The organism is Tsukamurella soli (genome assembly GCF_039541155.1).
GTDB lineage: Bacteria > Actinomycetota > Actinomycetes > Mycobacteriales > Mycobacteriaceae > Tsukamurella > Tsukamurella soli.
On the sequence record NZ_BAABFR010000020.1, the window covers coordinates 14,239 to 37,818 of the forward strand.

The following is a 23,580-nucleotide window of genomic DNA, read 5'->3' on the forward strand; positions in this document are numbered from 1 at the left end:
GCCGACAGCCTCAGGGTAGGTCGGCTGGTCCGGTCGACACGCCGGGAATTCCCTGTGTGGCCTCCTTGTTATGGGAGGGGTGATCGTCGGCACGTGCCGCGATGACCCGATCGGTCGGTTACGGGCCCCGCAGGCATTCCGCCTGGAGGGGCCCTTGTTCGTGTGGCATGCGGATGCATGCCCCGGACGAGCTGAGTGGCAGGGCCTGGTGGCTGCGCCGCGGTCGGGACACACACCGCTCGCAGTGAGCACCTACAAGAGGAGGCCCCATCAGCACTGAGACTCGCACCAACGGTCAGATCCGCGTCCCCGAGGTCCGCTTGGTCGGCCCAGAGGGTGAGCAGGTCGGGATCGTGCGTGTTGAAGATGCGCTGCGCCTCGCGTTCGAAGCCGATCTGGACCTGGTCGAGGTCGCGCCCAACGCGCGGCCGCCCGTATGCAAGATCATGGACTACGGCAAGTTCAAGTACGAGGCCGCGCAGAAGCAGCGCGAGTCCCGCAAGAACCAGCAGATGACGGTGATCAAGGAGCAGAAGCTCCGGCCGAAGATCGACGACCACGACTACGAGACCAAGAAGGGTCACGTGGTGCGGTTCCTCGAGCAGGGCAGCAAGGTCAAGGTGACCATCATGTTCCGCGGCCGCGAGCAGTCGCGCCCGGAGCTCGGTTTCCGCCTGCTGCAGCGGCTCGGAGCCGACGTCGCCGACTACGGCTTCGTCGAGACGTCCGCCAAGCAGGACGGCCGCAACATGACCATGGTGCTTGCTCCGCACAAGGGATCGAAGACCCGGGCCAAGGCCCAGCAGGACAAGGCGAACCAGACCCCGCCGCCCGCCCAGGCCTGACCCGTTCCACCGGCCGCGCCCGGCCGGCCACGCGTGAGACGACTCGAGCGCGCGTGAGACGACAACGAAACGAGATACACCATGCCTAAGAACAAGACCCACAGCGGCACCGCGAAGCGTTTCAAGGTGTCCGGCAGCGGCAAGCTGCTGCGTCAGAAGGCTGGCCGTCGGCACCTGCTGGAGCACAAGTCCAGCACCGTCACGCGTCGCCTCGACGGCGTCACCGAGGTCGCCAAGGCCGACGTGCGTCGCGTCAAGAAGCTGCTCGGCAAGTAAGCCGCTCGGACACCTGATCAACTCTTCGAAGGACAAGAACTATGGCACGCGTCAAGCGCGCAGTTAACGCACAGAAGAAGCGCCGCTCCATCCTGGAGGCGTCGAAGGGCTACCGCGGCCAGCGGTCGCGCCTGTACCGGAAGGCGAAGGAGCAGCAGCTCCACTCGCTGACCTACGCCTACCGGGACCGACGCGCACGCAAGGGTGACTTCCGCAAGCTGTGGATCACCCGCATCAACGCCGCGGCCCGCGCCAACGACATCACCTACAACCGCTTCATGCAGGGCCTGAAGCTGGCCGGTGTCGAGGTCGACCGCAAGAACCTCGCCGAGCTGGCCGTGTCGGACACCGACGCGTTCGCGGGCCTCGTCGCCATCGCGAAGGCCGCGCTGCCGGCCGATGTCAACGCGCCCGCCGCCTAGTTCGACGCCGCGTAATTTGTCGCTATACCCGGAACGACCCGCGGAACCGCTCTTCACCGAGCGCACGCCGCGGGTCGTTTCCGCATCCAAGCTGCTCCGCGTGGCGGGCCGCCGCAAGGCCGGGCGATTCCTCGCAGAGGGGGCGAACGCCGCCGAGGCGGCGCTCGCGGCGGGCGTCGTGGAGGAGCTGTACGCCACCGTCGACGGTGCCGAGCGCTATGCGGCATGGTTGCCCGCCACCGTCGCACTGGTCACAGACCGTGCGATGCGCGGCCTGTCCGAGACGGTGACGCCGCCCGGCGTCGTCGCAGTGTGCCGTCTGCTCGACGCCCACGACCTGCCGGCCGACGTGCGTCTGGTGGCCGTCCCCGTCGATATCGCGGACCCCGGCAACGCGGGGACCGTGATCCGCGTGTCCGACGCGGTAGGCGCCGACGCGGTGGTGCTGGCGGGGGAGAGTGTCGACCCGCACAACGGCAAGTGCGTCCGCTCGTCCGCCGGCTCGGTGTTCCACCTGCCGCTCGTGCGGCGCCGCGACGCCGAGGCCGTCGTCGCCGACCTGCGCGCCCGCGGCCTCACGGTGCTTGCGACCGCCGCGGACGGTGAGGTGAGCCTCGACGATGCCGACGAACTGCTCGCACGCCCCACCGCCTGGCTGTTCGGTAACGAGGCGCACGGCCTGTCCCGGGAGCTGCAGACCCTCGCCGACCACCGCGTGCGGATCCCCATCCGCGGCCGCGCCGAGTCGCTCAATCTCGCCACCGCCGCATCGATCTGCCTGTACCAGAGCGCTCGCGTCCAGGCCCGCTCCGACGCGTGACACCTCCCTGCTGACAACGCCCAGCCGATTGCCGTGGTTCTCCTCATCCATCCCCGCCCGCGAGCGGGCACGGTGGATGTATGAGATCAGTACCGCCGCCGGCGAGCGTCGCGGGCACTGTGCCTGCCCGCGACCGGGCGATCGACGTCGCGCGGCTGGGTTCCCTACTCGTGGTGATGTTCGGGCACTGCGCCCTGCTGCTCGCCACCATCGACGGGGGCGGCGTCGAGGTCGGCAACATCCTCGGGGCCCTACCCGCGCTGCAGCCCCTCACCTGGGCGCTGCAGGTGATGCCGATGTTCTTCCTCGTCGGCGGGGCCGTGGGGGTGTACGCGCTGCCGGCCGGCGGATCCTCGGCGGCCTGGGGGACGTGGCTGCTGCACCGCGCCCAGCGCCTGTGCCGCCCCACCCTGTGGTACCTGGCGATCTGGTCGGCCGTGATCCTGGTCACGCGAGTGGTCGCCGGGTCGGAGTCTGCGCGGGCGCTCGGCGCCGAGTCCGTGGCACTGCTGTGGTTCCTGGGCGTGTACCTCGTGGTGCTCGCATTCGTGCCGCTGCTCTGTCGCATGCGCTCGGCCGCACAGGTCGCGGTCGTCGTGGGCGGGCTGCTGGCGATCGCCGCCGCCGTCGACGCGGTGCGCCTCACGACCGGCTCGGACACGGCGGGCGCCGGGAACTTCGTCGCCGTCTGGCTGATCCCGACGGCGATCGGCGTCGCGTACGCGCGTCGTCTTCTCACGGTGCGCACCGCCGTCGCCGTCGCCGTGGCCGCATTCGCCGCCCAGGTCGTGCTGGCCATGTTCGGGCCCTATGACCTGTCGCTCGTCGTGACCGGTGCCGATCGCGTGTCCAACACGTCGCCGCCGACGGTGCTGCTCGGCCTGCACTGCCTGTGGATGTCGCTCGCGTTCGTCGCCGTCGCCGCGCCGGTGCGACGCTGGGCCGCCCGCCCCCGGGTCTGGCACGTCACCACGGTCGGCAACGGCGGGGCGATGACCCTGTACCTCTGGCACATCCCCGCCATCGCGGTCACCGCATTGGCGCTGCACACGGCCGGCCTCGACGCCTACGACGTGCATGCGCGGGGGTTTTGGATCCGTCTCGCGCTGCGGTGCGTGGTGTTCGCAGTCGTCGTGGCGGCGGCGTTCCTGCTGCTGTCGCCGCTCGAGCACCGGCGGTTGCCGTGGCTGGACTCGCAGGTCGTGGCGAGCGGATCGCGCGGCGTGGCCGCGGGCACGCTCGTCTGCCTGGCCGGCATCGCGCTGGTGGTGCTGTCCCGGTACGGCCTCGGCAGCGGTCCCGGGTGGGAGGCGCTCGGGGCCTTCGCGGTGGCACTGGCCGGAGCTCGGGCGATCGCGCAGCGCAAGCGTGACACCGCTTGACAGTCGAGCCCGCGCAGGGCTCGGGTCGTTTGCACCGCGGATTCGCATTCCACTCCGACACGGCGGGGTTCGATCGCGTCCGGACGAGCGGCTGGTTCCTGCTGCGATTCTCCGACAGCCGCATTCGCCGCCACCCCGAAGAGGTGATCGCCGGGCTGCTGGAGGCGATCGCGGCGGCCGAGGCGAGGTGATGGGTTTCCGGCGCGGTGAGGGCGTCGATTAGGCTGCTACGTGCACCGACAGCCGTAATCGAGGAGCGAAGCACCCGTGCCCGAAGCCGACACCCCAGACCTGAGCGAGGCCGCCCTCGCAGCCGCCGCCGACGCCGCGGCGCAGGCGTTCGCGGCCGCGACCACGCTGGACGAGCTGGGCGAGGCGCGGCTGCACCACCTCGGCGACAAGTCGCCGCTGGCCCTGAGCAAGCGCGCGCTGGGCGCGATCCCGAAGACCGACCGCAAGGACGCCGGTAAGCGGGTCAACGTCGCGCAGGCGCAGGCGCGCGACGCGTACGAGCAGCGCAAGGCCGTGCTCGACGCCGAGCGGGACGCCGCGGTGCTGATCGCCGAGTCGGTCGACGTGACGCTCCCGTCGGGTCGCTCGCCGCAGGGCGCCCGGCACCCGATCAGCATCATCGCGGACCAGGTCGCCGACGTATTCGTGGGCATGGGCTGGGAGATCGCGGAGGGCCCAGAGGTCGAGACCGAGCACTTCAACTTCGACGCCCTCAACTTCCTCCCCGATCACCCGGCACGGTCGATGCAGGACACCTTCTACGTGGCACCCGAGGACTCCCGGCAGGTGCTGCGCACGCACACGTCGCCGGTGCAGATCCGGTCCATGCTCACCCGGGACCTGCCGATCTACATCGCGTGCCCCGGCCGCACGTTCCGCACCGACGAGCTGGATGCCACGCATACCCCCGTGTTCAGCCAGGTCGAGGGGCTGGCCGTGGACAGGGGACTGACGATGGCGCACCTGCGCGGCACACTCGAGGCGTTCGCGAAGGCGCTCTTCGGTCCCGAGACCACCACCCGGATGCGGCCCAACTACTTCCCGTTCACCGAACCCTCGGCCGAGGTGGACATCTGGTTCCCACAGAAGAAGGGTGGCGCGGGCTGGGTCGAGTGGGGCGGCTGCGGCATGGTCAACCCGAACGTGCTGCGCGCCTGCGGTATCGACCCCGAGGTGTACAGCGGCTTCGCCTTCGGTATGGGCCTCGAGCGCACGCTGCAGTTCCGCAACGGTATCTCCGACATGCGCGACATCGTCGAGGGCGACGTGCGGTTCACGCTGCCGTTCGGCGTCCAGGGCTGACCCGCCGCCACACGCGACCACCACATCACGCGACCACATCACGTAAGGACTCCCAGTGCGAGTAGCACAGTCATGGCTCACCGAGATCCTGCGGCGCGACACCCCGCACTGGGGCGTGTCGCCGGCCGAGCTCGACGCGGGCTTCGTCCGCGTCGGCTTCGAGGTGGAGGAACTCGACTCGCTCGACACCGTCACCGGTCCGCTGGTCGTGGGCCGAGTTCTGCACATCGAGGAGCTGACGAACTTCCGCAAGCCCATCCGGTTCTGCCAGGTGGACGTGGGCGAGGATGCGCCTCGCGGGATCGTCTGCGGCGCACGGAACTTCGCGGAGGGCGACCTGATCGTCGCCGCGCTGCCCGGTGCGGTGCTGCCCGGCGGCTTCGCGATCGCCGCGCGCAAGACCTACGACCACGTGTCCGACGGCATGATCTGCTCGGTTTGCGAGCTCGGCATCGGCAACGACCACGCGGGGATCCTCGTGCTTCCCGCGGGCACCGCCGAACCCGGTGCCGATGCGAAGGTCGTGCTCGGATTGCACGACTCGGTGATCGAGCTCAACGTGACGCCCGATCGTGGGTACGCGTTCTCGGTTCGCGGCCTCGCCCGCGAGCTGGCGTGTGGCTACGACCTGCCGTTCACCGACATCACCACGCCCTCGCCGGAGTCTGGCAGCGGCGTCGGCGAGATCGCGCTGCGGGTCGAGCCCGAGTCGGGCTGCACCAGGTTCACCGCCCTGCGCGTGGCCGGGATCGACCCCGCCGCGGTGACACCGTGGTGGCTGCAGCGACGACTGCTCACGTCCGGCGTGCGGCCGATCAGCCCGGCCGTCGACATCACGAACTACCTGATGCTGCTCACCGGCCAGCCCTTGCACGCGTTCGACGCCGCCACGCTGCGCGGCGGGCTGGTCGTGCGGAAGGCGACAGCGGGGGAGACGCTCGAGACCATCGACCACGTCACCCGCACCCTCGACCTCGAGGACACGGTGATCGCCGACGGCTCCGGCCCGATCTCGCTGGCCGGTGTCATGGGCGGCGCCGGGACAGAGGTCTCGGACGGCACCACAGACGTGATCTTCGAGGGCGCGATCTGGAATCCGGTGGCCGTGTTCCGCACCGGCAAGCGGCACAGGCTGTCGTCGGACGCCGCAAAGCGATACGAACGCACCGTCGACCCCGCGATCTCGGTGTGGACGGTGCGCGAGGCGGCCCGGCTGCTCACCGAGATCGCCGGTGGCGCGGTAGTCGGCGAGATCACCGACCTCGGCGGCTACACCGAGCGGCCTGCGGTCGCGATCGCGCCCGACCTGCCCGCTCGCACCGCCGGCGTCGACTACCCGGCGGGCACCACCGAGCGGCGCCTACGCCAGGTGGGCTGCCGCGTCGAGGGCGCCGACGGTGACGGCACGCTCACCGTCTTCCCGCCGACCTGGCGGCCCGACCTGAACATGCCCGCGGACCTGGTCGAGGAGGTGCTGCGGTTGGAGGGGCTGGAGCAGATCCCGCCGGTGCTGCCTGCGGCACCCGGCGGCCGTGGGCTGTCCCCGCGGCAGCGCCGCCGAAGGATCGTGAGCCGCTCACTGGCCCACACCGGCCACGTCGAGGTGCTGCTGAGTCCGTTCCTGCCCGCCGCCGTGTTCGACACCTGGGGACTCGACCCGGGCGACGCCCGACGGCGCACGACCAAGGTGCTCAACCCGCTCGAGGCCGACCGGCCGGAGCTGGCCACCACCCTGCTGCCCGGACTGCTCGAGATCCTCGCGCGTAACGTCTCCCGCGGTCAGCGCGACCTCGCGCTTTACACGATCGCCCAGGTCGTCCTACCCACGGACGAGACCCGGGCCGTCGCGCCGATCCCCGTCGACCGGCGGCCGACCGACGACGAGATCGCTGCGCTCGACGCGTCCCTGCCGCGGCAGCCCGAGCACGTCGCCGTGGTCTTCACCGGGCAGCGCTCGCCGGCAGGGCCGTGGGGCACCGGCCGGGTGGCCGACGCCGCCGACGCGTTCGAGGCCATCCGCGAGATCGCCCGGGCGGCGGGCGTCACCGTCGAACTGCGGGCCGCGCAGTACCCTCCGTTCCACCCGGGACGGTGCGCGGAAGTCCTGTTCGACGGTGCCGTCGTGGGCCATGCCGGTGAGCTGCACCCGGCCGTGTTGGAGCGAGCCGGGCTGCCGCCGCGCACCGTCGCCGCCGAGCTGGACCTCGACGCGATCCCGCTGACCGAGGTCTACCCCGCGCCGGTCGTCTCGCCGTTCCCGGCGGTGCTGCAGGACGTCGCCGTCGTGGTCGACCGTGCCGTGCCGGCTGCCGCCGTCCAGGAAGCGCTGGCCGCCGGGGCCGGGGAGTTGCTCGAGGCGATCTCGCTGTTCGACGTGTTCACCGGCGCGCAGGTGGGGGAGGGCCGCAAGTCGATGGCGTTCTCGCTGCGCTTCCGGGCGCCCGACCGCACCCTCACCGAGGACGAGGCGTCCGCAGCCCGCGACGCCGCGGTCGCGAGTGCGGCCGCGGCGGTCGGGGCGGTGCTGCGGTAGTCGGTCACGGCGGTGCCTGATGCGGCCCGCTCGCTGCGCTCCCGGCGCCGGCGGTGCCTGATGCGGCCCGCTCGCTGCGTTACTTGGTCACGGCGGCGGGGCGGGGTCACGGCCCCGCCGCCGGAGTCGTGGGTCAGCTCAGGTGATACACCGGGGCGAGCTCGTACACCGGCGTGTCGAGCCCCTCGTACCGCGCCTTGAGCTGCAGTGCCAAGTACAGCGAGTAGTGGCGTGACTGGTGCAGGTTGCCGCCCATCATCCACAGGGCGGGCACGTTGGTGGGCTTCCACATGTTGCGCTGTTCGCCCTCCCACGGCCCCGGGTCCTTGGCCGTCTCCGACCCGAGCCCCCAGCACTTGCCGAGCGTGTCGGCGACGTCCTGGCCCATGAGATCCGCGGCCCATCCGTTCATCGAGCCGTAGCCGGTCGCGTACACCACGAGGTCGGCGGGCAGCTCGGTACCGTCCTGCAGGAGCACCGAGTGTTCGGTGAGACGGTCGACGTCGCCGTGCGCGAGCTTGATGGAGCCGTCCGCGACCAGCTCGGAGGCGCCGACGTCGATGTAGTAGCCCGACCCGCGGCGCAGGTACTTCATGAACAGACCCGAGTCGTCGTCGCCGAAGTCGAGGTCGAAGCCCGCCTTCTCCAACTTGGCGTAGTAGTCGGCGTCCACCTCGCGGATCTTGTTGTAGATCGGGATCTGGAACTCGTGCATGATCCGGTACGGCAGCGACGCGAAGATCATGTCGGCCTTGTCGGTGGTGACGCCGGCGGCGAGGGCCCGCTCGCTGTACAGGTCGCCGAGCCCGTACTCCATCAGCGAGCCCGACCGCACGATGTGGGTGGAGCTGCGCTGCACCATCGTGACGTCCGCGCCGTTCTCGAACAGCGCCTTGCAGATGTCGTGCGCGGAGTTGTTCGCCCCGATCACCACGACCTTCTTGCCGCGGTACGCGTCCGGGCCGGGGTGCGCGCTGGAGTGGTGCTGCTCGCCCTGGAAGACGTCCATCCCTTCGAAGTGCGGGATGTTGGCCTTGCCCGACATACCGGTGGCGAGGACCAGCTGCTTCGGGTGCAGGGTGAGCTTCTCGCCATCTCTATCCACCTCGACAGTCCACTCGCCCTTCGCTTCGTCGTAGGACGCGCTGGAGCACGTGGTGTGCGTCCAGTACGGGACCTCCATGACGCGGGTGTACATCTCGAGCCAGTCGCCGATCTTGTCCTTGGGTGCGAAGACGGGCCAGTTCCTGGGGAACGGCAGGTACGGCAGGTGGTCGTACCACACCGGGTCGTGCAGACACAGCGACTTGTACCGGCCGCGCCACTGATCACCCGCGCGGGCGTGCTTGTCCACGACGAGCGCCGGCACGCCCAGCTGCCGCAGCCGCGCGCCGAGCGCGATGCCGCCCTGGCCGCCGCCGATCACCAGCACGTAGGGCTGCACCGACCGGCCGAGCTCGGCCTCCTCCTGCTCACGCCGCTCGGCCCAGGTGGGAGCCTCGTTGTGGGCGCCGTGCACCGCGCCGAGAGGACGCGCGGTGCCCTGGCTCTCCTCGTATCCCTTCAGCTCCCGCAGCGTGGTCAGCAGGGTCCAGGCCTTGTCGCCGTCGCCGTCGTCCTTTATCCGCAGGTGGCCCTTGCCCCTGCCGACCCGTGTCTCGAACTCGATGAAGGCGCTCACCACGCCACCGTCGTCGGTGGCAGGCTCGGACGTGCGGAAGCCCGACGGGTCGGTGTCGGCGAGGCGCGCGGTCAGCATGTGGGCCACCCCATCGGGGCCCTCGACGGTCTTGAGGTTCCAGGTGAACGCGACCAGGTCGCGCCAGAAGCTCGACGTGCCGAACATGCCGGCCGCGGCCTCGATGTCGCGGGCCTTCAGGGCGGTCTCGAACTTCGCCAGCCACGCGTCGGCACGCTCCTGCGGGGTGGCCTCGACGCTCTGGTCCGAATCCAGCGTTGCGGTCATTCGGTGCTCCTTGTCGTGAATGGATGATGAGTCGTCAGCGGATGATGTCGTGTGATACACACCACACTCCCTTGGCTCGGTCGCGGCAAGGGTTGCGCGGGGTTGCGTCCGGGCACCGGTTCAGTCCGCGGTGCCCGCGGGCGCCCACCGGCCGAGGCCGTACGACTGGAAGCCGACCACGTAGAACAAGGTCCACAGCACGGCCCAGTCCAGGAATCCCAGGGCGTTCCCGGACAGCCCGGCGGCGACCGCCGGCTCGTGCAGGATGCGCCGCGCGCCGAACCGGTAGTACAGCTCGAAGGTCGCGACCGCGAGGACGAACGTGAGCGCGAGCCGGATCGCCGCGTTGGCGATCGTGCCGAGCGAGGTGGGTCGATTCTCGAATGCGTTGGCCCAGAAGATCATCCAGAAGGCCCAGCACACCCCGAGCTGTGCCGGGAATTGATGGATCCCGACGCCGAGATCGCCTGCTGCCCGGGCGCCCACGAGGAGGTGGGTCAGCTGCACGAACACGAAGTACAGCACTGTCCCGAGCGCGATGTTGCCGATGGTCGAGACCGACGCCACCCGGCCGGGGCGACCGCGGCCGAGCATCTGCCACGGCTGGTCGTCGAGCAGCTGACCGGTGATGAGCACCGCGACCACGATCGAGTAGAACCAGCCCAGGACGGTGTCGCCCGCCATCAAGGGGTTGCGGACATGGACGGAGAACGCGGGCAGCCCGATGACGAGGTACAGCACGATGGTCGGGATCGCGACGGCGACGATCTCGCAGAGCCCCGCGAGCGGCTGGCGAAGACCGAGCTGTGGCCACGGCCAATGGCGCCAGTTCAGCACCGACATCACCCATGTGCCGAATCCGAACAGGACGAACAGGGCTCCGGAGAAGTAGCCGAGCCCGCCTGGCCGACTCGCGGCGAAGTCGGGGGCGATGCGCCCGAGTCCCTGGGCCAGTACCCACGTCGCGACGATCCCGAACACCGCGGTCGAGGCGAGCAGCGCCAGCCCGCGGGCGGGCTGCGGCAGCCGGTCGAATCCGACGAACTCGCAGACGAAGCCGACGAATACGACGAACAGGATGGCCCAGAACAGCGCTGCGTTGAACGGCAGCGGATAGAGGTGCCACGGGCTGGTCGTCGGGTCTGCGAGCAGATACCAGCTCGCGACCGCGAGAACTGCCACGACCGCGAGGTTGGCGACGCCGAAAACGGCCCATCGCGGTAGCGCTCTCGTCGGGGTCTCAGCGGCGGTGATTCCGGTGGTTGTCATGGGTTCTTCCTTTCCGAAGTGTGAGCTACACCACATTCAGTTGGTCGCCGTGGCAAGGGTTGCGCGAGGTTGCGGACGTGATCAGCAGTTGCAACCGTCCGCAACCCTGTCGCCTGTGGCACCGGTCACATAGACCTGATGCGCGGCACTTCGCCGCGGACGAAGGGAGTCGGCGAATGACGGACAGCAGGATCGCGCTGGTCACGGGTGCAGGGAGGGGTATCGGCGCAGGTATCGCCCGTCGGCTGGCCGGTGACGGCCTGGATCTCGCGCTCGTGGACCTCACCGCGCCCGGGATCGACGCGGTCGCCGCGCAGGTGCGCGCCGCCGGGCGTCGTGCCGTCGCCATCACCGCCGACGTGTCGGACCGCGGTGCGGTGTTCGCGGCGGTCGACGCCGCGGTCGCGGAGCTCGGCGGCCTCGACGTGGTGGTGAACAACGCCGGGATCGCACAGGTCGGACCCGTCGCCGACGTCACGCCGGAAGAGCTGCGCCGGCTGTTCGCCGTGAACGTCGACGGTGTCCTGTGGGGCATCCAAGCGGCGGCGGCGTCGTTCCAGGCCCGCGGCGTCCGCGGCAAGATCATCAACGCATCGTCGATCGCGGGACACGAGGGCTTCGAGATGCTCGGCGCGTACAGCGCCACCAAGTTCGCCGTCCGGGCGTTCACGCAGGCGGCAGCCAAGGAGTACGCGTCGGCCGGGATCACGGTCAACGCCTACTGCCCCGGCGTCGTAGGGACCGACATGTGGGTCGAGATCGACCGCCGGTTCGCGGAGCTCACGGGTGCCGCCGTGGGGGAGACCTACGAGAAGTTCGTCGGCGGGATCGCGCTCGGCCGGGCGCAGACCCCCGAGGACGTCGCCGCGTACGTGTCGTACCTCGCGGGCCCCGACTCCGATTACATGACGGGCCAGGCGGGCCTCATCGACGGCGGCCTGGTCTACCGCTGACCACCACCCGGCGCCCGGCCGGGCGACCGGACGAACTCCGACAGAAGGAATCCGACGATGACGACTATGCGAGCAGCGGTGTACCACGGGCCGAACAGCGTGAGTGTGGACGAGGTGCCGGTCCCGGCGCCCGGACCCGGTGAGGTATTGGTGGAGGTGGGCTTCAACGGGATCTGCGGGACCGACCTGCACGAGTACTTCGCGGGTCCGATCTTCGTGCCGGACGGCGCCCCCCACCCCCTGACCGGCAAGGAACTCCCGCTGGTGATGGGCCACGAGTTCTCGGGCACGATCCGCGACACAGGCTCCGGCGTCACCGGCTGGGCGACCGGCGACCGCGTCGCCGTCGAGCCGGTGTACCGGTGCGGGGCGTGCCCGCCGTGTAAGGCGGGGCACTACAACATCTGTCAGTCGATCGGGTTCCACGGGTTGATGTCCGACGGTGGCATGGCCCGGTTCACCACGGTGCCCGACTACATGCTGCACCGGCTGCCCGACTCGGTGTCGCTGGAGTTGGGTGCGCTGGTCGAGCCCATGTCCGTGGCCTACCACGCGACCACCCTCGCGGACCTGCACCCCGGAGACACCGCCCTGGTGTTCGGAGCCGGTCCGATCGGCATCGGGGTGTTCCAGGCACTGCGCGGTCAGGGCATTGAGAACACGCTGGTCGTGGAGCCGTCGGCCACGCGCCGCGCGGCCATCGAGCGGCTCGGCGCCCGCACGGTCGACCCCGCAGCGGTCGACGTCCCCGCGCTCGTCGCCGACGAGACCGGCGGTGCGATGGCCGACGCTGCGTTCGACGCCGCCGGTGTCGCGGCGGCGGTGCGCACGGCGCTCGCGTCGGTCGGGGCGCGCAGGCCGACGGTGGCGGTGGCCATCTACGAGAAGCCGCTCGAGACGCCGCTGCTGGAGCTGGTGATGCACGAGTCCCGGATCCAGGGGTCGCTGTGCTACACGGGCGTCGACTTCGAAGCGGTGATCGCGCTGATGGCCGAGGGACGGTACGACACGACCGGCTGGGTCGAGAAGATCGGCCTGGCCCAGGTGGTGGAGGACGGCTTCGAGGCCCTGCACCGGGGCGAGAAGATGAAGGTCCTCATCGACCCGGTCGGGTGATCGGCTCGACCTCGGTGTGGCGTGGGGCACAATCGAAGGTGATGAGTCGTACCGCTGCCGAACCCGCCATGGCCTTCGGGGAGGATCCGCGCCGATATGCGCGCCTCCTCGCGGAGGTCTATGACGCGACGATGTCGGGGAGCCGGGCACCGGCGCGGCCCCGTGAGGTCATCGGTGACTCCTGGCAGCGTGTGCGTGCGGCCGGTGTCGGCCCCGACACGCACCCGGGGATCGACCCGCTCGCCGCCTCCGACCTGGAGCGCCGGCGGCGCGAGTCGGGCCTGGCCGCCGTGATCGACGACCTCCGGGGCGGACTCGAACCCCTCACCGCCGACGGCGACAACATCCTCGTCGTCGCCGACCGTGAGGGCCGCGTGTTGTGGCGCAGCGGCTCGTCCCGGGTGCTGACCAACGCCGACCGCCTGGGGTTCGTGGAGGGCGCGAGTTGGGCGGAGAACAGCGTCGGCACCAACGCCATCGGCACGGCGCTCGCGTCACGGAGTCCGGTGCAGATCTTCTCTGCCGAGCACTTCGCCCGCAGCCACCACGCGTGGACATGCGCCGGCGCGCCGATCCGAGACGCGCGTACCGGCTCGATCCTCGGCGTGGTGGATGTGTCCGGGCCCGCCGCCACGATCCATCCGACGACGGTGGCCCTGGTCACCGCGGTCGCTCGGCTCGCGGAATCCCGCCTGCGGGAGGCGCACCTCGTCGGCCTCGACCGGCTCCGCAGTGTCGCGGCGCCGATGCTCGCCGGGCTGGGCCGGCCGGGGATCGCCGTCGATACCGACGGGTGGGTCGCGGCCGTCGGCGATCTGGCGCCGCGGACCCGCGTGACGCTGCCGACCGGGGTCGTCGGCCCTCTGATCCGGCTGCCCGAGCTGGGACTGTGCAGCGTCGACCCACTGCCGGGCGGCTGGCTTCTGCAGCCCGAGCGCGCGGACGGTTCCGGGCCCGCCGACGGTGGCGGTGCCCCCGCCGGGACGCGGGTCACCCTGGACCTCCGGCCGGGCCGGCCACCTGAGGTGATCGTCGGCGGCGCGGCGGGTGCATGGCGGTATGCGCCGTCGCCGCGGCACGCCCAGATCCTCGAGCTGATCGCCGTCGACGGTGCCGGGCGGTCGGCCGCGCAGCTCGCCGAGGCGCTGTTCGGTGACGCCGAGAAGGTGATCACCGTGCGTGCCGAGATCTCGCGGCTGCGGCGCGGACTGGCCGGGCTGATCGCAGCACAGCCGTATCGGTTCGCCGACGGTGTCGCGGTGGAGATTCTGCGGTGACGGCCGCGCGGCATCCGCGGCGGATGGGACGCCGCGGCGCGGTCGTCGGCGGTATCAGATGTGGAAAGCTCGGGTGACGTGGTTGTGTCGGCGGTGATCGCCGACCAGGCTGGGGCGGCCGCAGCCCATCTTCACCAGCACCTGGCGGTCCTCGACCCGCGGGGCGACACCGTCGAGCATGCGGCCGAGGGAGCCGAGGAGGCCTTTGGCTGCGGGGCGAGGCGCGAGCCGCAGCGGTTGAGTCGGATACATGCTAGGTCCTTCGTCGACACATCGTGGAGCGTTACGGACTCCACTCTGTGACCCGGCTCTTGGCGCTGCCTTGCAGGGACCTTGTCGATAGCTACAGATCGTCAGGCGTCACCGCCGGCGCGGTCGGTGACGGGCGGCGGGCCGGGCCGTCGGTGAGGGCATGCGACACGGCGACAGACTCCAGCCATGTCGACAGGAGACCCCGACGATCACGTAGCCGAACCCATCGAGGTCGATCCGCCGATCCACGCGACCGGTCCGCTCGTGATGTGCAGCGCGCCGCAGAGCAGGCTGGTCACCTCGATGCCGCCGATCCGTCGATCTGGCCTGCGAGCGCGCGCACACTCAGAGCGATCAGCGCCCAGAGGGCGAAGACGACCGTCGAATGGCCGAGTGAGAAGTAGAAGCCGACTGTCGTCGATTCGCGTCGTAGGTTGTCGGACAACAACTTCCGAGTCGTATTGTCGATCGCAGCGATGTGATCGGCGTCGAAGGTGTGTCGCCTGCCCAGTGTGTAGGCGGTCGCCCCGAGCCGATGCCGAACACTCCGGAGGGGCCGAGGGTGACGTGCTTCGATGCCGCGACCGGCAACCGACCCCACCCGAGCAGAGAACGGCGAACATCATCGCGATGGTGGGTGGAGACATATCGAAACGATGCGGCGCGCACATCCGGGAACTCCCACCACGCATTCGAACATCGATGCATCTTCCGTGGCTGCCGCATCCTGTCTCTATCGCCGAAAGACTGTTCGCCGGTGGGCAGGCCGCAATGCGCCGCCGGATCCGCCGCGCACCGTTCGCCGGCTCTTGCCGTTCGGTGCCGGCGGTCGTATCGTCGAATCCGGAAGCAGGTGTGCCATGCACGAACTCGCCGTGGCCGAGAGCGTCCTGGACAACGTCTCTGCGCACACGGGTGGCAGTCGCGTCACCGTCGTGCGGCTTCGGATCGGTCGGCTCTCAGGTGTGGAGCCGGACTCGCTGCGCTTCTGCTTCGGCCTCGTCACCGACGGCACACCGCTCGACGGTGCGGAACTCGTCATCGAGGAACCGGGCGGTCGGCTGCACTGTGAGGACTGCGGCCGCGATATCGCCAGAGACGACCCGATCCTGTTGTGCCCGTGTGGGAGCGCCGATGTTCGCGTGGTCTCCGGCAGGGAGTTGCAATTGATCTCCGTGGAGGTGGTTTGACATGTGTGCGACCTGTGGTTGCGGTAGCGACGAGGCCGGCGTGACGGTGGTGGGTGACCAGCCGGAACATCACCGTCATCCGCACGGTGACGACGGTCCCGGTCATCATCATGGCCCGGGCCACCATCACGACGACCACGTCGACGGCGATCTCCGGACGCACACGCTCGAGATCGAGGAGCTGGTGCTGGCCAAGAACGACCATCTGGCGGGGCACAACCGCGAGTGGTTGCGCGACCGCGGAATCACCGCGCTCAACGTGATGAGCTCGCCGGGGGCCGGAAAGACGACGCTGCTCGAGCGTACGATCTCCGAATCGCCGGTGCCGGTGGGCGTCATCGAGGGCGATCAGGAGACGTTGATCGACGCCGAACGGATCCGGGCCGCCGGCGCCCGGGCGGTGCAGATCAACACGGGCTCGGGGTGTCATCTCGATGCTGCCATGGTGGCGCGCGCGCTGACCAGCCTCGATCCGGCCGACGGGAGCCTGTTGATCATCGAGAACGTCGGAAACCTGGTCTGTCCGGCCCTCTTCGATCTCGGGGAGCGCTGGAGGGTGGTCGTCATCTCCGTGACGGAGGGCGACGACAAGCCGCTGAAGTATCCGCACATGTTCGCCGCCGCCGACCTGGTGGTGGTCAACAAGACCGATCTGCTCCCGTATGTCGATTTCGACCTCGAGCGACTGAGGAAGCTTGCGGGACAGGTCAATCCGGGCGTCGAGGTGATGCCCCTGTCGGCGCGGACCGGCGACGGACTGCAGGCGTGGCGCGACTGGCTGGCCGGCGGCCGGGTAGCGTCCACTGTCTTGTGACCTGAATCACTTCGATGTCTTGACTTAGCGGCGAGGCTGACAGAGCATGGATATGCGATGCGCAAGTGAGCCGCAAGGTGCGACCCCGGCAGCTAGGGGGCGCTGACGCCCCCGGAAAGTGCGCGACGATGCCTACAGCCCAGGCACTCGAAGCCGAAAAGACTCTGATACACGTTCTTTGGATCAATGCCGGCCTCAGTTGTGACGGCGACTCCGTCGCGCTGACCGCCGCCACGCAGCCGACCATCGAGGAGATTGCGCTGGGAGCCCTGCCCGGGCTGCCCCAGGTAGCAGTGCACTGGCCCCTGATCGACTTCGAATGCGGCCCGAACCAGGGTGCGGACGACTTCCTCGAATGGTTCTTCCGTGCCGATCGGGGCGAGCTCGATCCGTTCGTGCTCGTCGTCGAAGGCTCCATCCCGAACGAGGCCCTGCACGACGAGGGGTACTGGTGCGGGTTCGGCAACGACCCCGCTACGGGACAGCCGATGACCACCAGCATGTGGCTGGATCGGTTGGCGCCCAAGGCGACCGCGGTCGTCGCGGTCGGCACGTGCGCTACCTACGGCGGCATCCACGCGATGGAGGGCAACCCCACCGGAGCGATGGGCGTACCCGATTACCTGGGGTGGGACTGGAAGTCCAAGGCGGGCATTCCGATCGTATGCGTTCCCGGTTGCCCGGCTCACCCCGACAACATGTCCGAGACCATCACCTACCTGCTGTACATGGCGACCGGGCAGGCGCCCATGATCCCGCTCGACGACCAGCTCCGTCCGGTATGGCTGTTCGGCACCACCGTTCACGAGGGATGCGATCGCGCCGGGTACTACGAGGAGGGTGACTTCGCGCACGAGTACGGGTCGCCGAAATGCCTGGTCAAACTCGGCTGCTGGGGCCCCGTCGTGAACTGCAACGTGCCCAAGCGCGGATGGATCAACGGCGTGGGCGGCTGCCCCAACGTGGGCGGTATCTGTATCGGCTGCACCATGCCGGGTTTCCCGGACAAGTTCATGCCGTTCATGGACGAGCCACCCGGCGGGAAGCTGTCGACCTCCATGGTGCGCGGCTACGGCGCCACGGTCCGCACCCTGCGGCACATCACCGGTCACACGGTCAACCGTGAGCCGCACTGGCGCAGCAAGGGCGCCCAACTCACCAGCGGCGCGAAGCGAACCTGGTAGTCCCAGAACGTCTCCGGGCTCGCCGAGCCGAGTCCGGGCCGGAGGCGACGGCGGATGTGCCCGTCTCCGATCGGAACGAGAACTGTAGAGGCGAATCCATGACGACAACCGTACGGACTCCGGCGGATCTGGGCGCAGATCCCGAGGGGCTCGTGGACATGGCCTGGGACCCGATAACGCGCATCGTCGGTAGTCTCGGCATCTATACCAAGATCGACTTCAAACAGCGCGAGGTCGTCGAGTGTCATAGCACCTCGTCGATCTTCCGCGGGTATTCGATCTTCATGAAGGGGAAGGACCCACGGGACGCCCACTTCATCACCAGCCGCATCTGCGGCATCTGCGGCGACAACCACGCCACGTGCTCCTGCTACGCCCAGAACATGGCATACGGGGTGAAGCCGCCGAAACTCGGCGAGTGGATCGTCAACCTCGGCGAGGCAGCCGAGTACATGTTCGACCACAACATCTTTCAGGAGAACCTGGTCGGCGTCGACTACTGCGAGAAGATGGTGTCGGAGACGAACCCCGGGGTGCTGGCCCAGGCGGAACGCACCGAGGCCGCCCACGCCGACGCCCACGGCTACCGCACCATCGCCGACATCATGCGGGCGCTCAACCCCTTCACCGGCGACTTCTACCGGGAAGCCCTCCAGGTGAGTCGGTGGACCCGGGAGATGTTCTGCCTCATGGAGGGGCGGCACGTCCACCCGTCCACCCTCTACCCCGGGGGCGTCGGCACCGTGGCGACGATCCAGCTGATGACCGACTACATGAGCCGGCTCATGCGGTACGTCGAGTTCATGAAGAAGGTCGTGCCCATGCACGACGACCTGTTCGACTTCTTCTACGAGGCGATCCCCGGCTACGACAAGGTCGGCCTGCGCCGCACGCTGCTCGGATGCTGGGGGTCGTTCCAGGACCCCGAGGTGTGCAACTTCGCCTACCGCGACATGACCGAGTGGGGGCGGGCCATGTTCGTCACCCCGGGCGTCGTGGTGGACGGCAAGCTGGTGACCAACGACCTCGTCGACATCAACCTCGGCATCCGGATCCTGCTCGGCTCGTCCTACTACGACGACTGGGACGACCAGGAGATGTTCGTGCGGAACGACCCGCTCGGGAACCCCGTCGACCGCCGACACCCGTGGAACCAGCACACCAACCCGCATCCGCAGAAGCGCGACCTGGACGACAAGTACAGCTGGGTGATGTCGCCGCGGTGGTTCGACGGCACGGACCATCTGGCGTTGGACACGGGCGGCGGCCCACTGGCGCGGCTGTGGTCGACGGCCCTCTCGGCTCTGGTCGACGTCGGCTACGTGAAGGCGACCGGCCACAGCGTGCAGATCAACCTGCCGAAGACCGCGCTCAAGCCCCCGGTCTCCCTCGAATGGCGGATCCCCCCGCAGGGCAGCAACACGATCGAGCGGAACCGCGCGCGCACCTACTTCCAGGCGTACGCCGCAGCGTGCGCGCTGCACTTCGCGGAGCAGGCGCTGATCGAGATCCGCGCGGGGCGGACGAAGACCTGGGAGTCCTTCGAGGTGCCGGACGAGGGGATCGGCTGCGGGTTCACAGAGGCCGTCCGCGGCGTGCTGTCGCATCACATGGTGATCCGGGACGGCAAGATCGCGAACTACCACCCGTATCCGCCGACCCCGTGGAACGCGAACCCGCGAGACAGCTACGGCACACCCGGCCCCTATGAGGACGCCGTCCAGGGGCAACCGATCTTCGAGGAGAACGACAGGGAGCACTTCAAGGGAATCGACATCATGCGGACCGTGCGCAGCTTCGATCCGTGTCTGCCCTGCGGAGTGCACATGTACCTGGGCGGTGGGAAGACGCTGAACACGGTGCACTCGCCCACCCAGTCCGTCGGGGCGCAGTAGGCCATGGAACCCGTGCCCGCGGGAGGCGGCAGGGGAGCCGACCCGCTGACGTCGGTCGGCGAGCGGATCGACACGTTGCTGGACGCGATGGCGGGCTCGGGAACCCTCGTCCACGAGCGGGCCGAGGAACTCGTGCGGCAGGTGACCACGCTGTACGGCGCGGGGATCGAGCGCATCCTGACGATCCTGGACGCCCGCGATGTGCTGGACGACGGGACGCTGGCGGCCCTGACCTCGGACGAGTTGGTGTCCGGGCTGCTGCTGGTCCACGGCCTGCACCCCGATAGCGTCGAGACCCGCGTGCAGGGGGCCCTCGACAGCGTGCGGCCGTACCTGCGGGGCCACCACGGCGACGTCGAATTCCTCGGCGTCACCGACGATTCCGTGGTGCGACTGCGCCTGCTCGGGAGCTGTGACGGGTGCCCGGGTTCGACGGGGACGCTGCGCGGTCTGGTCGAGGAGGCGATCGCGGCCGCGGCACCCGACGTGGCCGCCGTGGAGGTGGAGGAGCAGGCGGCGGAGCGGAGCGCGACCCTGATCCCGGTCGATGCGCTGCGGATCCGCTTGGCGGGCGCGGAACTGAGTTCGCGATGACCACCGCCGGTTCGCGCGGACGGGTCGGCGGTGCCGGGTTGGCGAGCCTGCGGCGGATCGTCACCACCGAGCCGCGCCGGCCCGACGGCGAGCGGTGCGAGATGTGCGCGGAGCCCATCCCGGCACGGCATCGCCACGTCGTGGACCTCGAGAGTCGGAACCTGATGTGCGCGTGCACCGGTTGCTCCCTGCTGTTCACCCGGTCGACCGCCGTGACCCGGTATCGGACGGTGCCGGACCGGTACCTCTCGCTGGACGACTGCGCCGTCGGCGCGGCCGTCTGGGACGAGTTGCAGATCCCCGTCAACCTGGCGTTCTTCTTCACCGATTCGCGCACCGGCCGGACGACGGCCTTCTACCCCGGGCCCGCCGGGGCGACAGAGTCGGAACTGTCCACCGGCGCATGGGCTTCGCTCGTCGACCGGAACTCCCGACTCGCCACCCCGCTGCCCGACGTGGAAGCGGTGATGATGCGCGTCCACGCCGACGGCACGCCGTCCGAGTGCTACCTCGTGCCTATCGACTCAGCCTACGAACTGGTCGGCCGCCTCCGTCGGGTGTGGCGCGGATTCGACGGCGGGAGCGATGCGAAAGCCGAACTGGCGCAGTACTTCGACGATCTTCGGGCACGTAGCCGCCCGGCTTCGACTCGCCCCGCGGCGGGAGGCACGAGATGACGCACCTGACCATCGCGGTCGACCGTGTCGTCCCCGACGCGTATGCGGCGGCACCGGCGCTGGTGGCCAAGCTGCGCCTCGCCGAGTCGACGGGTGCCGCGGTGCGCGCCGTCGCCGTGCGGTGCCAGGTGCGGATCGAACCGCAACGGCGGTCGTACACAGCAGACGAGGAGCCGGGACTCATCGACCTGTTCGGTGCACGGGAGCGGTGGTCGACCACGATCCACCCGTTCCTGTGGATGCACACGTCGTCGGTGCTCCCGGGATTCCGCGGATCGTGCGAGGCGGACCTCCCGATGCCGTGCACATACGACTTCGAGGTGGTCGGCAGCAAGTACCTGCACGCCCTGGCGGGCGGCGCGGTGCCGCTGCTGTTCCTGTTCTCCGGCACGGTCTTCACCGACGGCGGCAACGGATTCCAGGTGGCACCCGTCCCGTGGGACCTCGAATTCCGGTACTCGATGCCGGTCGCTGTGTGGCGCGAGTCGATCGACCGCCACTTCCCCGGCGCCGGTTGGCTGCGACTGGACCACGAGGTGATCCGACGGTTGTCCGACTACCGGAGCGCACACGGTCTGACCTCCTGGGACGAGACCCTCACCCGACTGCTCACGGTCGACGCGGGGGCGCCGCGATGAATGCCGACCTGGAACTCGCGCGGGCCGTGGCGGACGCGGTCCTCTACGAGGGCTATCTGCTGTATCCGTACCGGGGATCGTCGACGAAGAACCGGTCCCGGTGGCAGTTCGGCGTTCTGGGGCCGGCCGGCGCGCTCGACGCCGGCCACGGCGAGGCCCCGACGATGTCGACGGACATCCTCCTCGAGGACGCGGGTGAGTCCACTCGGCTCGGTGTCTATCTGCGGTTCCTGCAGATCCAACGGCGTCTCGTGGAGCGGTCGGAAGGCGGCGTGTTCGTCCCGACCGACGCGCTGACGGTGGGCTCGTCGCAGTGGCGCACGTGGGACGAGGCGGTGGACCACGAGGAGTGGATCGGCGAGTTCGGCCGGTCCGAGCTGCTGGCGGGAGTGAGCCTGGACCGAGACTTCGCGGGCGGCGTCGACGCCGAGGACGTAGCCGCCGACGACGGCCGGATCGCGGGCCGCGTGGTGCGCCGGCGAGAACCGCTGTCGGCGCGAATCACCCTCTCGGCGCGCGCGATCGAGGCCGCGGGCGTGCTGCTCGTGACCGTACGGGCGGAGAACGTCACGCCGGTGACATTCGGCCCGCTCGCTGCGCTCCCGGCGCCGGTGACATTCGGCCCGCTCGCTGCGCTCCCGGCGCCGGTGACATTCGGCCCGCTCGCTGCGCTCCCGGCGCCGGTGACATTCGGCCCGCTCGCTGCGCTCCCGGCGCCGGTGACATCCGGCCCGCTCGCCCACGACTCGGCCACCGCGATCGCACGCTCCCTGATCGCCACGCACATGCTGCTCACCGCCCCCACTTCCGGCTTCGTATCCACCACCGACCCGCCGGCGGTGGTCGCGGCCGCGGTGCCGACCACCGCGCACGACAGGTGCTGGCCGGTTCTCGCGGGCCCCGAAGGGCAGGACGACGTGTTGCTGCTCGCGCCGATCATCCTGTACGACCACCCGGCCATCGCACCCGAGAGTTCGGTGGCGCTGTTCGACTCCACCGAGATCGACGAGATCCTCACGCTGCGCGTGCTCACCCTCACGGACGACGAGAAGGCGGAGGCCCGCCGCACCGACCCGCGGGCTGCCGAGATCATCGACCGGTGCGAGGCGATGACCCCCGAACAGATGCAGCAGCTGCACGGCACGCTGCGGGACCCCCGCGGCGGTGGGCCGAGCCGGTCGGGCGGCGTCGACTTCCCGTCGATGCACACGCCCGGCGTCGGGACCGACGCGCTCGCCCCGTGGTGGGACCCCGGCGTGGACGGGAGCGTGCGGCCCGACGCGGATTCGGTTGTCATCGAGGGTGTCCCGATCGCGAAAGGCAGCGTGGTGACCGTCCGGCCCCGCCGTCGCGCCGACGCGCAGGATCTGTTCTCCGCCGGTCGGCGCGCGCGTGTGACGGGCGTGTTCTTCGACGTGGACGGTGAGACGCACGTGTCGGTGGTGTTGCTCGACGATCCCGCCGCCGACCTGCACGAGTGGTACGGCCGTTACCTGTACTTCTCGCCCGACGAACTCGTCCCGGTAACAGCGGCACAGCCCGGCCGCGCCAGAAAGGAAGTCCAGCAATGAACTACGTAGGAATGGTGGCGACGGCGGTGATCGGTGCCGCGGTCGTGGTGGGCGTGGTGACGGCGGTCAAGTCGGTGCCGGATATGAAGCGATACCTGCGGATGCGTCGGATGTGACGGTCGTGGGCGACGTGCTCGTCGCCGGGATCGGCAACATCTTCCTCGGCGACGACGGCTTCGGCTCCGAGGTCGCGCGACGCCTGACGGCGGACGACGGCGACCGGGTCCGCGTGGTCGACTACGGCATCCGGGGCATGCACCTCGCGTACGACCTGGTCGACGGAGTCGACACCCTGATCCTGATCGACGCCGTTCCCGGCCCCGGTGCTCCCGGCACCGTCAGCGTCCGACTGATCGACGAGGTGCCCGCCGCCCCCGCGGTCGACGCACACGCGATGACCCCGTCGGCCGTGCTGGCGAGCCTGAGGGCCCTCGGCGGCCGGCTGCCGACCACATACCTGATCGGCTGTGTACCGGAGGACGTCAGCGAGGGGATCGGCCTGAGCGCGACCGTCGAAGCTGCCGTCGAACCGGCCGCCGCGGCGGTTCGAGAGCTCCTGTCGGCGTGCAGCACCCGAGCGGAGGTGACGTGA

At 69.8% G+C, this 23,580-nt stretch carries 25 protein-coding genes; 21 read left to right on the forward strand and 4 right to left on the reverse strand.

Annotated features, from left to right (window positions below; genetic code table 11):
• Positions 1-269: 269 nt before the first annotated feature.
• The 8 genes from infC to pheT all read left to right on the forward strand — a co-directional run bounded on the left by infC (position 270) and on the right by pheT (position 7,592).
• Entirely contained in the window at positions 270-845 is a 576-nt protein-coding gene (gene infC, locus ABD908_RS08495) for a translation initiation factor IF-3 (protein WP_344993842.1), read from the forward strand.
• 81 nt (positions 846-926) lie between these two features.
• The gene (gene rpmI / locus ABD908_RS08500; protein ID WP_344993700.1) at positions 927-1,121 is read left to right on the forward strand and encodes a 50S ribosomal protein L35; all 195 of its coding nucleotides are present in this window, start codon (positions 927-929) and stop codon (positions 1,119-1,121) included.
• Between the two features lie 41 nt (positions 1,122-1,162).
• A complete protein-coding gene (rplT, locus tag ABD908_RS08505) occupies positions 1,163-1,543 on the forward strand; it encodes a 50S ribosomal protein L20 (RefSeq protein ID WP_344993703.1) in 381 nt (126 codons plus the stop codon).
• Complete coding sequence (locus ABD908_RS08510) at positions 1,521-2,363, forward strand: TrmH family RNA methyltransferase (protein ID WP_344993706.1); 843 nt, start codon at positions 1,521-1,523, stop codon at positions 2,361-2,363. Before rplT ends, ABD908_RS08510 begins: the two co-directional genes overlap by 23 nt.
• Positions 2,364-2,443: 80 nt before the next feature.
• Entirely contained in the window at positions 2,444-3,745 is a 1,302-nt protein-coding gene (locus ABD908_RS08515; RefSeq protein WP_344993709.1) for an acyltransferase family protein, read from the forward strand.
• Complete coding sequence (locus tag ABD908_RS08520) at positions 3,742-3,936, forward strand: hypothetical protein (RefSeq protein WP_344993712.1); 195 nt, start codon at positions 3,742-3,744, stop codon at positions 3,934-3,936. Before ABD908_RS08515 ends, ABD908_RS08520 begins: the two co-directional genes overlap by 4 nt.
• A gap of 76 nt (positions 3,937-4,012) precedes the next feature.
• Complete coding sequence (gene pheS, locus ABD908_RS08525) at positions 4,013-5,059, forward strand: phenylalanine--tRNA ligase subunit alpha (RefSeq protein WP_344993715.1); 1,047 nt, start codon at positions 4,013-4,015, stop codon at positions 5,057-5,059.
• 55 nt (positions 5,060-5,114) lie between these two features.
• Entirely contained in the window at positions 5,115-7,592 is a 2,478-nt protein-coding gene (pheT, locus tag ABD908_RS08530; RefSeq protein WP_344993718.1) for a phenylalanine--tRNA ligase subunit beta, read from the forward strand.
• Positions 7,593-7,725: 133 nt separating this feature from the next.
• Here pheT and ABD908_RS08535 read toward each other — a convergent pair whose 3' ends face one another.
• Both ABD908_RS08535 and ABD908_RS08540 read right to left on the reverse strand, forming a co-directional pair.
• Entirely contained in the window at positions 7,726-9,558 is a 1,833-nt protein-coding gene (locus ABD908_RS08535) for a flavin-containing monooxygenase (RefSeq protein ID WP_344993720.1), read from the reverse strand.
• Between the two features lie 120 nt (positions 9,559-9,678).
• Positions 9,679-10,827: a hypothetical protein gene (locus ABD908_RS08540; RefSeq protein WP_344993723.1), complete on the reverse strand. Its 1,149-nt coding sequence runs from the start codon at positions 10,825-10,827 to the stop codon at positions 9,679-9,681.
• A gap of 176 nt (positions 10,828-11,003) precedes the next feature.
• On the opposite strand from ABD908_RS08540, the gene ABD908_RS08545 reads away from it, so the two are divergent.
• From ABD908_RS08545 to ABD908_RS08555, 3 genes are all read left to right on the forward strand, one after another.
• The gene (locus ABD908_RS08545) at positions 11,004-11,780 is read left to right on the forward strand and encodes an acetoin reductase (protein WP_344993726.1); all 777 of its coding nucleotides are present in this window, start codon (positions 11,004-11,006) and stop codon (positions 11,778-11,780) included.
• Positions 11,781-11,846: 66 nt separating this feature from the next.
• On the forward strand, positions 11,847-12,896 hold the full coding sequence (locus tag ABD908_RS08550; RefSeq protein WP_344993844.1) for a 2,3-butanediol dehydrogenase: 1,050 nt from the start codon (positions 11,847-11,849) through the stop codon (positions 12,894-12,896).
• Between the two features lie 41 nt (positions 12,897-12,937).
• Positions 12,938-14,173 (forward strand): GAF domain-containing protein, encoded by a 1,236-nt coding sequence (locus tag ABD908_RS08555; RefSeq protein ID WP_344993729.1) that lies wholly within the window; start codon positions 12,938-12,940, stop codon positions 14,171-14,173.
• Positions 14,174-14,227: 54 nt separating this feature from the next.
• Here ABD908_RS08555 and ABD908_RS08560 read toward each other — a convergent pair whose 3' ends face one another.
• Together ABD908_RS08560 and ABD908_RS08565 are read right to left on the reverse strand one after the other, a co-directional pair.
• On the reverse strand, positions 14,228-14,425 hold the full coding sequence (locus ABD908_RS08560; RefSeq protein WP_344993732.1) for a hypothetical protein: 198 nt from the start codon (positions 14,423-14,425) through the stop codon (positions 14,228-14,230).
• Positions 14,426-14,720: 295 nt separating this feature from the next.
• On the reverse strand, positions 14,721-15,026 hold the full coding sequence (locus ABD908_RS08565) for a HoxN/HupN/NixA family nickel/cobalt transporter (protein WP_385920517.1): 306 nt from the start codon (positions 15,024-15,026) through the stop codon (positions 14,721-14,723).
• A 259-nt stretch (positions 15,027-15,285) separates the two neighbouring features.
• Here ABD908_RS08565 and ABD908_RS08570 point away from each other — a divergent pair, with 259 nt between their 5' ends.
• From ABD908_RS08570 to ABD908_RS08610, 10 genes are all read left to right on the forward strand, one after another.
• Positions 15,286-15,615, forward strand: a complete 330-nt coding sequence (locus tag ABD908_RS08570; RefSeq protein WP_344993736.1) for a hydrogenase maturation nickel metallochaperone HypA/HybF — start codon at positions 15,286-15,288, stop codon at positions 15,613-15,615.
• Position 15,616: 1 nt separating this feature from the next.
• Positions 15,617-16,429: a hydrogenase nickel incorporation protein HypB gene (hypB, locus tag ABD908_RS08575; protein ID WP_344993739.1), complete on the forward strand. Its 813-nt coding sequence runs from the start codon at positions 15,617-15,619 to the stop codon at positions 16,427-16,429.
• Between the two features lie 128 nt (positions 16,430-16,557).
• A complete protein-coding gene (locus ABD908_RS08580; protein WP_344993741.1) occupies positions 16,558-17,613 on the forward strand; it encodes an NADH-quinone oxidoreductase subunit B family protein in 1,056 nt (351 codons plus the stop codon).
• 98 nt (positions 17,614-17,711) lie between these two features.
• Positions 17,712-19,508, forward strand: a complete 1,797-nt coding sequence (locus tag ABD908_RS08585; RefSeq protein ID WP_344993744.1) for a nickel-dependent hydrogenase large subunit — start codon at positions 17,712-17,714, stop codon at positions 19,506-19,508.
• Positions 19,509-19,511: 3 nt separating this feature from the next.
• Positions 19,512-20,102: a NifU family protein gene (locus ABD908_RS08590; RefSeq protein ID WP_344993747.1), complete on the forward strand. Its 591-nt coding sequence runs from the start codon at positions 19,512-19,514 to the stop codon at positions 20,100-20,102.
• Positions 20,099-20,779 (forward strand): DUF5947 family protein, encoded by a 681-nt coding sequence (locus ABD908_RS08595; protein ID WP_344993749.1) that lies wholly within the window; start codon positions 20,099-20,101, stop codon positions 20,777-20,779. The genes ABD908_RS08590 and ABD908_RS08595 overlap by 4 nt, the downstream gene beginning before the upstream one ends.
• Complete coding sequence (locus ABD908_RS08600) at positions 20,776-21,417, forward strand: DUF6084 family protein (RefSeq protein ID WP_344993752.1); 642 nt, start codon at positions 20,776-20,778, stop codon at positions 21,415-21,417. The genes ABD908_RS08595 and ABD908_RS08600 overlap by 4 nt, the downstream gene beginning before the upstream one ends.
• A complete protein-coding gene (locus ABD908_RS08605) occupies positions 21,414-22,988 on the forward strand; it encodes a hypothetical protein (RefSeq protein WP_344993755.1) in 1,575 nt (524 codons plus the stop codon). Before ABD908_RS08600 ends, ABD908_RS08605 begins: the two co-directional genes overlap by 4 nt.
• A complete protein-coding gene (locus ABD908_RS27615; protein WP_385920523.1) occupies positions 22,985-23,104 on the forward strand; it encodes a DUF6893 family small protein in 120 nt (39 codons plus the stop codon). The genes ABD908_RS08605 and ABD908_RS27615 overlap by 4 nt, the downstream gene beginning before the upstream one ends.
• On the forward strand, positions 23,101-23,580 hold the full coding sequence (locus ABD908_RS08610) for a hydrogenase maturation protease (RefSeq protein WP_344993758.1): 480 nt from the start codon (positions 23,101-23,103) through the stop codon (positions 23,578-23,580). Before ABD908_RS27615 ends, ABD908_RS08610 begins: the two co-directional genes overlap by 4 nt.